11 protein-coding genes, 1 pseudogene and 1 CRISPR repeat array are annotated in these 15,816 nt (G+C 63.2%); of the genes and pseudogenes, 11 read left to right on the top strand and 1 reads right to left on the bottom strand.

Features of this window, described 5'->3' with window-relative positions:
* The first annotated feature begins 57 nt into the window (after nucleotides 1-57).
* From ACIQ3Q_RS14655 to ACIQ3Q_RS14615, 9 genes are all read left to right on the top strand, one after another.
* Nucleotides 58-2,340, top strand: coding sequence for a glycosyl hydrolase (locus ACIQ3Q_RS14655; RefSeq protein ID WP_396269876.1), 2,283 nt, complete (start codon nucleotides 58-60; stop codon nucleotides 2,338-2,340).
* A 223-nt stretch (nucleotides 2,341-2,563) separates the two neighbouring features.
* The gene (locus ACIQ3Q_RS14650; RefSeq protein WP_396269875.1) at nucleotides 2,564-4,633 is read left to right on the top strand and encodes an Ig-like domain-containing protein; all 2,070 of its coding nucleotides are present in this window, start codon (nucleotides 2,564-2,566) and stop codon (nucleotides 4,631-4,633) included.
* A gap of 176 nt (nucleotides 4,634-4,809) precedes the next feature.
* Entirely contained in the window at nucleotides 4,810-7,851 is a 3,042-nt protein-coding gene (locus ACIQ3Q_RS14645) for a TonB-dependent receptor (RefSeq protein ID WP_396269874.1), read from the top strand.
* A gap of 28 nt (nucleotides 7,852-7,879) precedes the next feature.
* Entirely contained in the window at nucleotides 7,880-9,421 is a 1,542-nt protein-coding gene (locus tag ACIQ3Q_RS14640) for a tryptophan halogenase family protein (protein ID WP_396269873.1), read from the top strand.
* Between the two features lies 1 nt (nucleotide 9,422).
* Complete coding sequence (locus tag ACIQ3Q_RS14635; RefSeq protein ID WP_396269872.1) at nucleotides 9,423-10,133, top strand: SapC family protein; 711 nt, start codon at nucleotides 9,423-9,425, stop codon at nucleotides 10,131-10,133.
* A complete protein-coding gene (locus ACIQ3Q_RS14630; RefSeq protein ID WP_396269870.1) occupies nucleotides 10,126-11,103 on the top strand; it encodes a cupin-like domain-containing protein in 978 nt (325 codons plus the stop codon). Before ACIQ3Q_RS14635 ends, ACIQ3Q_RS14630 begins: the two co-directional genes overlap by 8 nt.
* A gap of 4 nt (nucleotides 11,104-11,107) precedes the next feature.
* Nucleotides 11,108-12,640 carry a tryptophan halogenase family protein gene (locus ACIQ3Q_RS14625; protein WP_396269869.1) on the top strand — a complete coding sequence of 511 codons (1,533 nt, stop codon included), beginning with the start codon at nucleotides 11,108-11,110 and terminating at the stop codon, nucleotides 12,638-12,640.
* Nucleotides 12,641-12,692: 52 nt separating this feature from the next.
* Nucleotides 12,693-13,340 (top strand): tRNA-uridine aminocarboxypropyltransferase, encoded by a 648-nt coding sequence (locus tag ACIQ3Q_RS14620; RefSeq protein ID WP_396269868.1) that lies wholly within the window; start codon nucleotides 12,693-12,695, stop codon nucleotides 13,338-13,340.
* 161 nt (nucleotides 13,341-13,501) lie between these two features.
* Entirely contained in the window at nucleotides 13,502-13,741 is a 240-nt protein-coding gene (locus ACIQ3Q_RS14615; protein ID WP_396269867.1) for a hypothetical protein, read from the top strand.
* 50 nt (nucleotides 13,742-13,791) lie between these two features.
* Here the strand turns inward: ACIQ3Q_RS14615 and ACIQ3Q_RS14610 are convergent, their stop codons facing one another.
* Nucleotides 13,792-14,451 (bottom strand): glutathione S-transferase family protein, encoded by a 660-nt coding sequence (locus tag ACIQ3Q_RS14610; RefSeq protein ID WP_396269866.1) that lies wholly within the window; start codon nucleotides 14,449-14,451, stop codon nucleotides 13,792-13,794.
* Nucleotides 14,452-14,538: 87 nt separating this feature from the next.
* On the opposite strand from ACIQ3Q_RS14610, the gene ACIQ3Q_RS14605 reads away from it, so the two are divergent.
* Both ACIQ3Q_RS14605 and ACIQ3Q_RS14600 read left to right on the top strand, forming a co-directional pair.
* Nucleotides 14,539-14,781, top strand: coding sequence for a hypothetical protein (locus ACIQ3Q_RS14605; RefSeq protein WP_396269865.1), 243 nt, complete (start codon nucleotides 14,539-14,541; stop codon nucleotides 14,779-14,781).
* A gap of 42 nt (nucleotides 14,782-14,823) precedes the next feature.
* Nucleotides 14,824-15,042: pseudogene (locus ACIQ3Q_RS14600) on the top strand (heterodisulfide reductase-related iron-sulfur binding cluster); the annotation flags it as partial.
* A gap of 34 nt (nucleotides 15,043-15,076) precedes the next feature.
* Nucleotides 15,077-15,644: direct repeats of the CRISPR family, unit length 28 nt; unit sequence TTTCTGAGCTGCCTGTGCGGCAGTGAAC.
* Nucleotides 15,645-15,816 lie beyond the last annotated feature (172 nt).

The following is a 15,816-nucleotide window of genomic DNA, read 5'->3' as shown; positions in this document are numbered from 1 at the left end:
GCTGGCTAGGGAAAACCATCGTATGCGTTCTGAAAGCGCTTTCAATATGATGCGGCCATGCACACCATCCTTGCCTCTTCCTGCTCGGCGGCCTTGAGTGCCGCTTTGTTGCTGTGGCCGCTCGCCCCCGCCCAGGCGCAAGCCGTGAAGGTCGGCGCTGGCGCCTACCAAAGCCAGCCCCGCGGCAGCGACGCACCGCCCCCGCCTGCGCTGTGGCGCACCGAAGCCATGGCCAAGCAGGCTGCGCCCACCAACCAGTGGTACTCGGCCCTGGTGTTCGCCAAAGAGCCTGAGGTGCTGTATGCCCAGCCTTTGACGGTCAAAGCCACCACCGACGGCCTGGAAATGGCCTATCCCAGCCAGCTGGTGGTGCCCACCGAGCGCAAAGACACCGAGATCCACTACCCGCACACCGAGCCCCTGCGCTTCAGTGCGCTGGCTTTCAAGCCCGAGCGGCCCAAGCTGGCCCGCGCCAGCGATTGGGCCATCGACATCGCCATGGGTCAGGGCACGGATCAGTTCACCGCCACCGTGGCGCATGGCAGCCCTTATGTGCAGATGCGCCTGAGCCGGGGCGACTTGGGATTGGCCTTGCCTGCGGGTGCCACCGCCCAAGTCGCGGCCGACGATGCCCGTCAATTGCACATCAGTGTGGGTGCCAAGCGCTATGCAGCCTTTGGCCCGACGGGCGTGCGTTGGGAGTCGTCCGGCCCCGGCCAGTGGGTGGCTCGCCTGCCTGCCGGCAAGGGCTATGTGGCAGCGGCTGCACTGCCTGATGACAGCGCTGCCAGCCTGGCTTTGGTGGCCCGACATGCCTATGCCTTTTTGACCCACACCGAGGTGCAGTGGCGCTACGACCAAGCCGCCAGTGAGGTGCAGGCCGACTACCGCAGCCGTGCCGAGATCATGGAAGGTCTAGACCACGGCCCGCTGCTGGCGCTCTATCCGCACCACTGGTTCAACAATGCCAGTTTGGTGGGCAAGCTGGGGCCTGCCTACACCACCATCCGCGGCCCGCTGAAGCTGCTGGCCGGTGCTCAGTTCAGCACCCGCAAGCCTTATCACGGCTTTGTGCCCTTCTGGCCCAAGGTGGAGGCGGGCGACAAAGCGGCCGACTTGGCCGATGTGCTCAAGACAGACCAGCGCAATGCCCGCCGCATGATGCTGGAGATCGGCAAGGGTGCTTACTGGCAAGGCAAGGGCTTGCAGCGCATCGTCAAACTGATGGACGTCGTTGAACAACAAGGGGACACCGAGGGCCGCGACAAGCTGCTCAAGCTGGTGCAGGGCCGCTTTGAAGAGTGGTTGTCGGGTCGTGACAGCAAAACCTATTTCCACCTCGACACGCGTTTGGGCACGGTGGTGGCCTACCCGGACGAATACTTTGCGGTCGAGCAAATGAACGACCACCACTTCCACTACGGCTACTGGATACGCGCCGCCGCTGAAGTTGCCCTGCGCGACCCGGCCTGGGTGGCCAAAGAGCGCTGGGGTGGGATGATCGACTTGCTGGTGGCCGACATTGCCACCACCGAGCGGGGCGGCTCGCGTTTCCCCTTTGTGCGCAACTTCGATGTCTATGAAGGCCACTCCTGGGCCTCGGGTGTGGGCCTCGGGCCGCATGGCAACAACCAAGAATCTTCGTCCGAAGCCATCAACGCTTGGATCGGTTTGATTCTTTGGGGCGAGGTGACGGGCAACACAGCCCTGCGCGACCTGGGCGCTTACCTCTACAGCACCGAGGTGCAAGCCATCAACCACTACTGGTTTGACATCCACGGTCTGACCCTGCCTGCGGCCTACAAGAACGTCGAGGTCAGCATGGTCTTCGGTGGCCGCTTGGCCCACAACACCTGGTGGACGGACGAGCCGCGCCAGATCAAGGGCATCAACCTGCTGCCCATCACCACAGCCTCGGCTTACTTGGCCACCAGCCCCAGCTATGTCAAAAAGAACCTCGGCGCCTTGAAGGGCGAGATGGACCTGTACGCCTCACGCGGCAAGCGGGCCGACCCACCGGACATCTGGCAAGACATCTTCGCCAAGTACATGGGCTTGGCCGACCCGGCCGCAGGCCTGGCGCAATGGAACCGCTGGGGCGCAGTGGAGCTGGGAGACAGCCGCAGCCATGCGCTGCACATGCTGCTGGGCTTGCGCCAGTGGGGTGCACCCGACTTGAGCGTGAAGGCCGACACCCCGCTGTACGCCGTTTTCAAACAAGCCGATGGCCGCAAAACCTATATGGCCTTCAACCCCGGCAAAGCGCCACTCAACGTCAAGTTCAGCGATGGCAAAACCCTGAGCGTGGCGCCGGGCAGCTTGGCGCAAGCCTCGCCTTGAGCGCAGCCCTGCAAAGCCCCTGTCGGAGACCAGCCTGTTCCCGCATTTGATGAACGTGAGTCCGAACATTTGAGCATGATGAAAGCGCTTTCAATGCTCCCGGTTTTCGCCCTTGGTATTGAGATCTTTGACCCGTTGATACCGGCCTGTGTGGCCTTCACCCCCCAGCATCAGGCCTAGGCTTGCACTTGGGATTCGCATGAACAAGATGAGAGAGACAACCATGATCAAGACCCTGCACCGCTACTCCCCCACGGCCACCGCCCTGGCCGCAGCACTGATGCTCGCCGCCTGCGGCGGCGGGGATGCCGATGCCCCTCCGACGCCCCCGCCGCCTGCTGACACCACGCCGCCGACCGTCGCCATCACCGACAATGTGAGCGAGGCTACGGCCACTGGGGATGTGACCTTTACCTTCACGTTCAGTGAGAGCGTGGGCGCCAGCTTCACGGTGGACGATGTGGTGGTCACCGGCGGCACCAAGGGCACGTTCACAGCCGTCAGCACCACCCAAGCGACCCTGGTGGTCACGCCCACGGCGAACAGCACAGGCAATGTGGATGTGAGCGTCGCCGCTGGCAAGTTCAGCGATGCGGCCAACAATGCCAACACCGCCGCTGCCAGCGCAACGCAGGCTTACAACACGGTGCCTCCGGTCACGGCCTACATCACCTTCGACGAGAGCCCTGAGGCCATCAAGGACCTGGGTGTCTATGGTGCTGGTACCACGGCTGCCGTAGAAGCCGGGCCGACGGGCGGCAACGCCAAGGCCTTGAAGATCGTCAAGCCCGCAGGCCCAGATGCCTGGGGCGGTGCCTACTTCACCGTGCCCAAAGTGCCTTTCACCGCCACCAAAAAGGGCATGACCGCCAAGGTCTACAGCAGCGTTGCCAACTCGGTGCTGCATCTGAAAGTCGAAGTGCCGGGCGGCGCATCGGTTGAAGTGGCCGGGACGGCGACCGGCGCTGCCAACACCTGGTCGACCGTGACCTGGAATTTCAAGGATGCAGACCTGGCGGCGAACTACACCATCCTGGCCGTCACACCAGATCGCACCCGCACGACGGATGGGGCGATGTACTACATCGACAACCTCGAAGTCGTCGACACCCCACCGCCCGTCTCTGGTGCCACTTTGCTGACCAACTTCGACGAAGCCACACCGCCAGCAGTCACCGAGTTTGGAGGCGCAGCCTATGCCGTTGAAGCCTCACCCTCGGGCGGTAACGGCAAAGCATTGAGGCTCACCCGCAGCGGCGGTGAGGTCTATGCCGGTGCGTGGGTCGCCATCACGCCCATCCCGAACAATGCAGGTTCTCAGACCGTGTCTGCCCGCGTCTACTCCCCGGTGGCTGGCATCCCGATGGTGGCCAAGGCAGAGTACGGCGACAACCAAGGCACTGGCGATGTGCAGGCCAACCAGGCCGTCGTGGTCGGCTGGCAAACCCTGACCTGGACCTTCAGCAACCTCACCGCCCCCAACGTCTACAACCGCTTCACGATCCTGCCGCAGTTGGGCACGGTGGGCACGGGCCAAATCTTCTACATCGACGACATCTCCTTGGAGGCGGCCACGACGCCCCCGACGCCACCGGTGGGCACGGTGCTGAACTTCTCGACCGGATTCGCCAGCAATGTCTTGACCGTCGAAGGCGGAAAGGTCGCATCTGCAGGCGGCAGCAATATCGACATGTTCAACTGCAATGGCGATGCAGCATGGTGCGGCAGTGGTGCAGGGGGGGCGGGGGCGGACAGCTTCATGTACTTCTACTACCAAACACCGAGCGCAGCCACGGCGCTCTACAGCCAAGTTGAAGTGTTCGGCCCAGGGGTGACGGATTTCAGCACCACCGGCGACACGGCAGGCGTGACCCTGACCAACCAGACCAAGGTGAACTTCAAGTTCAACCCCAATCCAGAGTGGTTCAACAGCCCGAACAATCGCTTTGCGGTGGTGCTCACCCTGGGCAAGCGCTATGCCATTAACGGCGGCTGCCGCCTGCAATTGCAAGGAGTCAAGGCGCCGACCTCGGCGGACTCCACCGCCTACTCGATGAATCTGAGAACCGATTTCCGAGTCGCTGCAGACTGCGGCACGGGCATTGCGCCGACCGATGTGGCCGCTGCGCTGGCCGCGTCGCCGGTGATCAGCAGCGTCAAGTTCATGGGGGCAGCGGGTAGCTCGGCCATCTTTGGTCGCAATGACGTTGCCAGCGGTGCCAACTTGTCGGTCGCAGCAGGCGCTGTCTTCCCGACCACGGTGGCCTTGAAGGGCGGCATCACGTTCGACTGAGCAAAGGCCAGGAAGCCTGGGGCCGCACTGGGGCTCTGGGCTGCCCTGCGCCCCGGGGGCGCCCCTCGCGCCCCCAATGGCACCTTGGTGAGAGGTGCCATTCTTCGTGTTGACATGAAAGCGCTTTCAATTTTGGGCGCACTTTTGATACCCCACGACCACACCAAGGAGACACAGTGACCCGACCCCACACCCATCACCACAACAAGGCGAACCCCCGCAGTCGATTCCCCATGACCCAAGTGGCGACGGCCACCTTGCTGGTCACGCTGGGGACGGGTGCCGCCATGGCGCAACAAGCTCAACCCGCTGCGCCCGCCGCTGCTGCCAGCGCGGCCGATGCTGCTGTGGAGCGAGTGGTCGTCAAAGGCATTCGACGCAGCCTAGAAACCACCGTCGGCATCAAGCGCGATGCCCAGGGCGTGGTGGACGGCATCGTGGCTGAAGACCTGGGTAAGTTCCCGGACACCAATTTGGCCGAGTCCCTTCAGCGCATCAGCGGTGTTTCGATTGACCGCTCGATTGGCGAAGGCTCACGCATCACCGTGCGGGGCATGGGGCCGGACTACAACCTGGTGCTCCTGAATGGCCGCCAGATGCCTGGCTCCAGCATTGCTGATACTGGCGCGTCCAACTCGCGGGCCTTCGATTTCGCGAATCTAGCCTCTGAATCGGTGAGCGCCGTCGAGGTCTTCAAGACCAGCCGCGCCAGCTCGCCCGTAGGCGGCATCGGGGCGACCGTCAACATCAAGACGGCGCGCCCTTTGGAGAACCCTGGTCAGCAGGCCAGTGTCGGCATCAAAGGCGTGTTTGATCAATCGGCTGGGCGCCTGCCTGAGTCCATGAAGGGCAGTGCCGTCACTCCTGAGGTGTCGGGCATCTATAGCAACACCTTTGCCGACGGCAAGTTTGGCGTGGCCATCAGCGGTAGCTACCAAAAGCGTGATCTCGGTTTCAACCAAGCCTCTGTGCCCAATGGCTGGCGCCCGTTTGCGGGTGATGAGAACAACTGGGGCACCATCCCCCAGCCCGGCACACCTGGTTCTGAGAACATCACTAACCGGCCCAAGCCCACCGACATCTACTCGGTGCCGCAGAACATCATGTACAGCGTGAACAGCGTCAAGCGTGAGCGCACCAACGGCCAGCTCACCTTGCAATACGCGCCGGTCAAGGAGCTGACCGCCACGCTGGACTACACCTACTCGCAAAACAAGCTGCAAAACAAGCGTCACGAGTTGTCGGCTTGGTTCAACTTTGGCCCGTCCGTGAGCTCCTGGACCAACGGCCCGGTGTCGGCGCCCACGTTCTACTCGGAGACCATCAACCCCGCCACCAGCGACATCGCCATGGCTGGTGCTCAGTTCGGCACCAAGAACGAAAACAAGTCCACAGGTTTCAACTTGGCTTGGAAAGCCTCTGACAAGCTGAAGTTGGAATTTGACGGTCATCACTCCACCGCCACTTCTGGCGCGGACAGCCCCTACGGCTCCAGCGCAGGGTTGGGGGCTGCCACCTTCACCCGTGGCACCACCAGTGTCGACTTCACCAAAGACCTCCCGGTGCTGAGCATCGTGGCGGCTCCGCTCGACCCCTCGACCATGTTGGTCACGGGCTCGACCTTTCGCAATAGCTACATGAGCGCGCAGGTGGATCAGCTGCAACTCAAGGGCAAGTACAAATTTGAAGACGGCTCTGGCCTGGACTTTGGCGCTGGCACCACCAAGGTCAAAAACCGCAGTGCGTTTTCTAATGTGCAACGTGACACCTGGGGTGGCGCCACCAGTGCGGCGGACTACCCCGACAGCGTCTGGAAGCTGGAATCCTTGAATCAGTATTTCAGCCAGATCAGCGGCAGTGGCAATGCTGCGCAGTTCAACCAGTTCTACACCTTCGACTTTGAAACGGTGCGTGCGCTGGCTGCCAAGGCCGGGGGCGACCCGTCGCTTTACTTGGCGTCTAACAACTTCACCACCGACCGCCGCGTCACCGAGAAATCTCAGAACGCCTTCCTGCAGTACAACAGGGGCTGGGACTTCTATGTGCCCATGCAGTTGGCCGTCGGCGGCCGCTACGAGAAGACGGACGTGACCTCCACCGCCCTGGTGCCTACCGCCACCGGCATCAACTGGGTGGGCAATAACGAGTTTGCGGTCCAGTTTGGCGCGCCGGGCTTTACCACGCTGACGGGCAGCTATTCGCACTTCCTGCCCAGCATCGACTTCGACATGGACCTGAACAGCCAAACCAAGGTGCGCGCCAGCTATGGCGAGACCATTGGTCGGCCCGGCTGGGGCGACATTCAAGGCGGCCAAACGCTGAACCAACTGGCACGCCTGGACGGCGGCACCGGCGCCCAAGGCAACCCGGCGCTGAAGCCCTTGAAGTCCAAGAACCTGGACCTGTCGGCTGAGTATTACTACGCCAAGTCCAGCTTTGTGTCCTTGGGCTACTTCGTCAAGAACGTGGACAACTTCATCGGTGTCAGCACCACCCAAGGCACACCCTTCAACCTGACCACGCCAGCCAACGGCGTGCTGTTCAAAGAAGCTGTGTCCAAGGGCTGTGTGGAGAGCGACCTGAGCTGCATCCGCAACTACATCTTCACCAACTACGACGGCCGCAGCGGCGTGACCGCCGACAAGAACGCCGATGGCACGCTCAAGCGCGATGCCAATGGCAATCTGAGCGGCAGCATTGCCGGTCAGCCTGGCGACCCCGTGGCGAACTTCAACATCACCACGCCGGCTAACCAGCGCTCCGACCGCATCCATGGTCTGGAGTTCAACTTCCAGCATGTGTTTGGCAAGAGCGGCTTTGGTGTGGCGGCTAACTACACCAAGGTCAACTCGGGCCTGAAGTACGACAACGCCAGCCGCGCCGACCAGTTTGCGCTGGTGGGTTTGAGCGACTCGGCCAACTTGGTGGGCTTCTATGAAGACGACACTTGGCAAGTGCGCGTGGCCTACAACTGGCGCGACAAGTTCTTGACAGCCTTGTTCGACGGCACAGGTCTGCCCAACCCGGTCTATACCCAAGCCTATGGGCAGGTGGACATGACCGTGGGCTACCAATACAACGACCGCTTGAGCTTCCAGGCCGAGGTGATCAACCTGACTGATGGTGTGCAGCGCTTGCATGGCCGCACCCAAGAGCAGTTGATTGCCGTGACCCAGACCGGGCCGCGCTATATGCTGGGCGCACGCTACAAGTTCTAAGCCAGCACAAGAGCGAGAGGCCCTTCTCGTGAGCACACGCCTCAGAAAGCTGGTGGTGGTGGGTGGCGGCTCTGCCGGTTGGCTGGTAGCCGCCATCGTGGCAGCCGCCCACCAAGCCCATCACGCCCAGCCTTTGAGCGTGCTGCTCGTCGAGTCGTCGGCCGTGCCCATCATCGGCGTGGGGGAGGGCACTTGGCCCTCCATGCGCGACACCCTGCGCGCCATCGGCCTGCCCGAAGACGCGCTGTTCAAAGAATGCGACGCCGCCTTCAAGCAAGGCTCTCGCTTTGAGGGCTGGGTCACCGGCGCGGCGGGGGACCACTATCACCACCCCTTCTCGGTGCCTGAGTCCTTTGGTGAGTTGGATTGGGTCACGCCTTGGGCGCAGCATTTCTCTGGCCAGCCGTTTGCAGAATTGGTGTGCACCCAGCCCCACGTCTGCCAAGCGGGCCGTGCGCCCAAACAGGTGCAAACCCCGCAGTACGCGGCGGTGGCCAATTACGGTTACCACTTTGACGCCACCAAGCTGGGCCAAGCGCTCAAGCGCCATTGCATGGAGCAGTTGGGGGTCAGCCACCTGATCGCCGATGTGGTGGGGCTCAACCGTGACGAGCAGGGCCACATCACCAGCCTTCAAACCGGCCAGCAGGGTGCCGTAGAAGGCGACCTGTTTGTGGACTGCACCGGCATGGCCAGCTTGCTGCTGGGTCAGCACATGCAGGTAGGTTTCAAGTCGCAAAGGGCGGTGCTCTTCAATGACAGCGCTTGGGCCACCCAAGTGCCTTACCCGGCGCCCGACAGCCCCATCGCCACCCAAACTGTGGCCACGGCCCAGGCCGCTGGTTGGGTGTGGGACATTGGCCTGCAAAGCCGCCGTGGTGTGGGCTATGTCTACAGCAGCGCCCACAGCAGCGACGCACAAGCCGAGGACACCCTGGCGCGCTACCTGCAAGCCACGGGCAGCCCGGCGGGCAACACCCCGCGCAAGATTCGCTTTGAGCCTGGGTATCGCGAGCGCTTTTGGCAGCACAATTGTGTGGCCATTGGCCTGTCTTCCGGCTTTATCGAGCCGCTGGAAGCCTCGGCGCTGGCCATGGTGGAGATGGCGGCTGCGATGCTGAGCGAGACCTGCCCGGCCACCCGCCACGAGATGCCCGTGGTGGCGGCGCGCTTCAATGAAGCCATGCACTACAAATGGGAGCGGGTGATTGAGTTCTTGAAACTCCACTATGTGCTGAGCCAGCGCCAAGACAGCCCGTATTGGGCTGAGCATCGCCAAGCCCACAGCATCCCGGCGCGCTTGGCCGAGCAATTGCTGATGTGGCGGCATCGGGCACCCTCGCGCCATGATTTCGGCCGCATCGACGAGGTCTTCCCGGCGGCCAGTTACCAGTACATTCTGTATGGCATGGGTGCCAAGCCGGTGGTGGCGCAGGCCCAGCCCGTCTCGGCGCAAGTGCTGCAGGCCTTGCGCCACACCCAGCACCTGGCCGAGCGCATGGTGGCGGCCTTGCCCAGCCAGCGCGAGCTGCTTCAACACATCGTCCGCCACGGACACCATAGGATCTGAGATGGCCCAGCATGTCCTGCTCAACAACGTCGATCACCACGACCTGCGGGTGATCACCCACAAGAGCGCAGCCCTGGGTGACGCGGTGATGCTGGCCCACACCTTTCCGGCGGAGTTCCGCGCGCTGCAGGCCCACTACCCCATCGTCTACCAAAAGACGGCCGATGGCCTGAGCTTTCAGGCGGTGGCCCTCTTGGGCCTGCAGGCCGGCCAAAACCTGTTTTTGTGCCCAGAGGGCTGGGACGCCGCTTACATTCCGCTGGCCCTGCGGCGCCAGCCTTTCTTGATTGGCCGCGATGGCCAAGGCCTGCAAGTGCATGTGGACTTGGACAGCCCACGTCTCAGCCGCACAGAGGGCGAGCCGCTGTTCTTGCCGCAAGGTGGCACCACGCCGTACTTGCAGCAGATCAGCGCCATCTTGGGCGCCATCCACGAAGGCGTGCAGCACGCAGATGACTTCTTGCGCGCCCTCTTGTCGCATGAGCTCTTAGAGCCCTTTGTGCTGCAAACCCAGGACAGCCAGGGCCAAGCCCAGAACCTCAGTGGCTTCTACACCCTGCAGGAGGAGCGGATGGCGGCCTTGGACGCTGCCAGCTTGGGCGAGCTGCACGCCCAAGGCCACTTGCAAGCCCTCTACATGATGCTCGCTTCGCAGTCCCAATTTGCGAGCCTGATCGAGCGCCAGGCCCGGGTGCCTGAGGCGCATGGCTGAGCCCGTCCTCGCAGCCCTGGGCGGCGCTGGGGCCCATCAGCCCCAGTTGCTCAAGGGCTGGGTTCGGCACTGGCCCGTGGTGCAGGCGGCGCTGAAGTCAGATGCAGCCTTGGCGGATTACCTCGGCCCCTTTTGCGAGCCGCAGCCCGTCACCTTGTGGCGGGCACCGGCCAGCGCCAACGGCCGCTTCTTCTACAACGAGGCCTTTGATGGCTTCAACTTTGCTGCGGAGCACGCCCGCATCGCCCAGGTGTTAGAGCAGCTCCTGGCGGCCGCCTCTCAGCCGCAGGCCGATGCGCTCTATGTGGGCTCCAGCACCGTGGAGACGGTGTGGCCCGGCTTTCGCGCCGAGAACGACTTGGCCCCCGCACCCGAGGGCGCCTTGATGAGCCTGTGGCTGGGCAACCGCACCCGCATTGCTGCGCATCAAGACGTGCCCGACAACCTGGCCTGTGTGGCGGCAGGGCGGCGGCGCTTTACGCTGTTCCCGCCAGAGCAGTTGCCCAATCTCTATGTGGGGCCGCTGGACTTCACCCCGGCGGGCCAGCCCCTCAGCCTGGTGGACATGGCCCAGCCTGACCTTGAGCGTTACCCCCGCTTCGCACAGGCCCAGCAGGCGGCCCAGGTGTTTGAGCTGGAGCCGGGCGATGCGCTGTTCATCCCTAGCATGTGGTGGCATCAGGTCGAAGCCCTGGATAGCGTGAACTTGCTGCTCAACTATTGGTGGAGCAGCACGCCCGCCTTCATGGACCCGCCCGTCGCCGCGCTGCTGCTGGCGATCTCCTCCATTCGCGACCTGCCCGCGCCGCAGCGCCAGGCCTGGTCGGCTCACTTCCAGCACTATGTGTTTGCCGAGCCGCAGGCCGACCATGCCCACATTCCGGCGCAGGCTCAAGGCCTGCTAGGCCCATTGAGCCCCGAGCGCACTCGGCCCCTGCGCGCGCGCCTGCTGCAACTCTTGAACCGCTGAAGCCATGACCCTGCCCACCGCTCACGCCCCCCAGGCCGCAGGCCCCGCCGCGCCAAAGCCCATCCGCAAAGTTGTGATCGCCGGTGGCGGCACGGCGGGCTGGATGGCCGCAGCGGCACTGTCCAAAACCCTGGGCAAGCAACTCGACATCTGCCTGATTGAATCGGACGAGATTGGCACCGTGGGGGTGGGCGAGGCCACCATCCCCACCTTGCTGACCTTTCATCAGCTGCTGGGCATCCCTGAGCAATCCTTCATGGCGGCGACCCAGGCCACCTTCAAGCTGGGCATTCAGTTTGAAAGCTGGCGCCAGCGCGACGAGGACTACATCCACTCGTTTGGCCTGACCGGCAAAGACCATTGGACAGCGGGCTTCCAGCACTTTTGGCACAAAGGGCGAGAACGCGGCCTGGCCAGCGACTACGGCGACTACTGCCTGGAGCTGCGCGCCGCCCAAGAGGGTAAGTTTGCGCACCTGCCCAACGCTGGCATGAACTACGCCTTTCACCTGGATGCCACGCGCTATGCCCGCTTTCTGCGCAGCTTCAGCGAAGGTTTTGGGGTCCAACGCCGCGAGGGCAAGATACAGGCCGTGCTGCAGCACCCAGGCTCAGACCATATCGCCGCGCTGCGCCTGGCCGATGGCACGTTGATCGAAGGCGACCTGTTCATCGACTGCACGGGCTTCAGAGGCCTGCTGATCGGCGAGACCTTGGGTGTGCCCTGTGAGGATTGGTCCCAATGGCTGTTCTGCGACCGCGCCTTGGCCGTGCAAACCAGCTCGGTGGGCGAGCCGGTGCCCTACACCCGCTCTATGGCTCACAGCGCGGGCTGGCAGTGGCGCATCCCCCTGCAGCACCGGGTTGGCAACGGCCTGGTGTGGTCCAGCCGCTTCATGAGCGACGAGCAGGCCCAGCAAACCCTTTTAAGCCGCATCAGCGGCGAGGTGCTGACGCCGCTGCGCCCCATCAGCTTCAAGCCCTGCCAGCGCGAAAAAACCTGGGTCGGCAACTGCGTGGCGCTGTGCCTGGCCAGTGGGTTCTTGGAGCCATTGGAGTCCACCAGCATCCACCTTATTCAGCGCGGCATTGTGCGGCTGATGCAGATGTTCCCCAGTGCCGGCATCAACCCCAGCGACGTGGCCGAGTACAACGCCCAAGCCCGCGACGAGATCGAGCACATCCGCGATTTCATCATCCTGCACTACAAGGTCACTCAACGTGACGACACGCCCTTCTGGCAGGCCTGCCGCGACATGAGCGTGCCGCCCAGCCTGCAGCACCGCATCGAGCTGTTTCAAGAGACGGGCCGGGTCTTTCGCAAGGGCAATGAGCTGTTTGCAGAAAACTCGTGGATACAAGTCATGCTGGGGCAGGGCATTTGGCCCCAGCAACACCACCCCAGCGCCGACCTGATGGGCGACGAAGAATTGCAGCACTTCTTGCAAAGCATCCGCCAAAACGTTGAGGGCACGCTGGCACAACTTCCGACGCACCAGGCCTACGTCAAGCGCTATTGCCCGGCCATGGCGCCCTGAGACCTTGTGAGGGCCGCTACAGTGCGGCGTGGCTTTGCGGCCACCGCCCACCATGCCCTTGCTAACGCCCAGCCCCACCCACCCCCCCACCTGCCCCCGCTGCAGCCGCCCGCTGCGCACCTGCTTGTGCGGCTGGGTGCGGCCCACGGCCAACCAAGTCTCTGTGCTGCTCTTGCAGCACCCGCTAGAGGCCAGCCACGCCAAAGGCAGCGCCGCACTCTTGCACCTGAGCCTAGCGCGCTGCCACCGTGAAGTGGGCGAGCAGTTTGACGAGGCTGTCTTGCAGCCGTGGCTAGGCCCGCCAGGACACGCCGTTTTGCTTTATCCCGCCACGCAGCGGGCTGGGCCCAGCGGCCCAGATGCGGCCGACGCTTCAGCGCCGAACCTCTTTGTGCCCAACGCATCCACAGACTTGGCCAAGCTCTGCCTGGTGGTGCTGGACGCCACTTGGCGCAAAAGCCGCAAGATGCTGCACAGCAACCCCTTGCTGACCCAACTGCCCCGGCTGAGCCTGCAGGCGCCACCACCCAGCCGCTACAGCATCCGCAAAGCCCAGCAGCCGCACCAACGCTCCACCCTGGAAGCCACCGCCTTGGCCCTGCAGCAGCTAGAGGGCGATGAACAGCGCTACCAGCCGCTGCTGCAGGCCTTTGAGGGCTTTGTGGCGGAGCGGCGATGCTTGGCGAACCTCCTTTCTTGATGCTCTTACGTCGCCCCGTTGTTGACATGTGCGCAAGCCGATGCCATCGTGACATACAACCTGAAGGACTTCGGACCAGCACAGCGCTTCGGCGTTCCTGTGATGAAACCGGTTCAAGCGCTCCAACGAATTCAGCACACCCAGCCTCGGAGTTCTCAACCATGAGTAGCTATGCCCTGCGTCTCCCAGAGTCCTTGAAGCAAGCCGCTAAGCGAATTGCTGCGGCTGACGACACGACCATGAATCAGTTTTTTGTCGTGGCCATTGCCGAGAAAATCAGCGCCATGGAAACAGCTAAGTTCTTTGAGCAACGTGCCGCTCTTGCCGCGTCTGGCGCGGCGGATGCTGCCTGGAACAAAGTCGGCAGCAAGGCACCACTCGATGGCGACACATGGGAGTGACACTCCATGAGTGGCTGTATCTAAGCACTACGGCCTGACTAGCTGCTCGCCTACGCTGTTGCGGGCTGCTCCGACACGCCTTGCGCCAGGGCTGCATCGCGCTGCGCCTGCAGCGCGCGCTGATACGCAGGCCGGGCTTGCAGGCGCTGCCAATAGGCCGCCACGTGGGGGCCGAACAGGCTGCTCAGGCCAATCAGCTCGGCCAGCATCAGCGCATAGCCCACGCTCACATCGGCGGCGGTAAAGCGCCCGGCGCACAAAGTATCTGCCTCTTGCAAGGCTGCCTCTGCCGCGCGCAAGCGCGCCCCAAACCAGCGGCGGTAGTCTTCCACCACCTGCGGCTGCTGCCGCTCCGGCGGCTCAAAATGGCTGTAGCGCAGCACCAGCGTTTGCGGAAAGGTCAGCGTGGCGTCGCTTCTGTGCAACCAGTTCAGATACGCGCCAAACGCAGCCTCGTCTGGGGCCACGTCCAGCACGCCCGGGCTGAAGCGCGCCGCCAAAAACTGGCAACACGCCGCCGACTCCGTCAGCCGCGCGCCGTCCACCTCCAGCAGCGGCACCGTGCCCAGCGGGTTCAACGCCAAGTAGTCCCGCGCCTGCACCCGGGGCGGAAACGGCCACATCTTCAAGGTGTAGGGCAGCCCCAACTCCTCCAACAACCAGAGTGGGCGAAACGAGCGGGCGCTGACGCAGTGGTGCAGAGTGATCATGGGCAGAGCATCCCACAAACTCAGGACACGGCGCGGCTAGGAGCGTGTTGGTGGCCCCACCCAAGGGTGCGTGCAATACTTGATGTCATGAGATCCGACCTCTCTTCGTTCAAACTCTCGCGCCTCATTCAACCCAGAAGTCGCTACTTCTGGCTGCTGGTGGCGTTCAACCTGATGACGGGTTTGTTGGCCTGGGTGTCGCAGGCTCTGCCATTGCCTTGGGGCTTGCGCTTGCTGGTGGCGATATTGGCCATTGGCAATGGTGTGCTGGGTTTGTGGGCGCTGCGCATGATGCTGCGTTCAAGCCCGCCGACCCCGGCACCTGACTGAACCAACACGGCCCTTCGGCACTACCCGCCCAAGCCGACCGACGTGTACCTGTTTACCACCTGCCTGGTGGATCGGTTTGCGCCTCCGGCTGGCCTGGACACCGTCAAGCTGCTGGAGTGTGAGGGGCTATGCGTTCGCTAGGTTGAGGCCCAAGCCTGTTGCGGCCAACCCGCCTACGGCGGGGGCCACCTAGACGAGGCCCGCTCAGTGGCCTTGGCGTAGTTGAACCTGTTTGTAGAGCCGTGGCCGGTGGTGGTGCCGTAGGGCTCTTACAGCGGCATGATGCGAAGCTGCCTTTCTGAGCTGCCTGTGCGGCAGTGAACGCACCAAGACGGGGAGCGCCTGCTCGACCGCTTTTCTGAGCTGCCTGTGCGGCAGTGAACTCTCAGTTCTTCAACTGTTGGCATGTCTGTGTTTTCTGAGCTGCCTGTGCGGCAGTGAACAGCTGCGCGCACCAGGCCCCGGCGCTTGGTTTTTTCTGAGCTGCCTGTGCGGCAGTGAACTTGATAACCGATTTGAGCCTGAGCCGGTGCTTTTTCTGAGCTGCCTGTGCGGCAGTGAACGAACTGCGCCGCGAAGGCCAATTCACCCTCAATTTCTGAGCTGCCTGTGCGGCAGTGAACGCTTTGTTCCGCGAGTGGGAGTACGCCGGGCTTTTCTGAGCTGCCTGTGCGGCAGTGAACTCGTGCCAGCAGACAGCACCTTCTCATGGGCTTTTCTGAGCTGCCTGTGCGGCAGTGAACTGGGCGGTGCGTGGGTAGACGTGCCCTTTGGTTTTCTGAGCTGCCTGTGCGGCAGTGAACCAGGGTGCTGGCCTTGAGCGACCCTGCGCCGATTTCTGAGCTGCCTGTGCGGCAGTGAACTAACTGCCAGGAGCAAGATGTCAAGCGACATCGAGAACTGCCCCCTTGGGGGTGCGGACGATTTCTTGGACTACCAGGAGGTAGTTCATGTTTTCATACGAGGATCGGCTTCGAGCCGTGCAGCTGTACATCAAGCTGGGTAAGCGCGTCGGCTTGACCATTCGCCAACTCG

Origin of the sequence: Ideonella sp. (assembly GCF_044358605.1) — a bacterium.
GTDB lineage: Bacteria > Pseudomonadota > Gammaproteobacteria > Burkholderiales > Burkholderiaceae_C > Ideonella.
The sequence above is the reverse complement of the archived record's forward strand: the minus strand, read 5'-3'. Positions and strand labels throughout refer to the sequence as shown.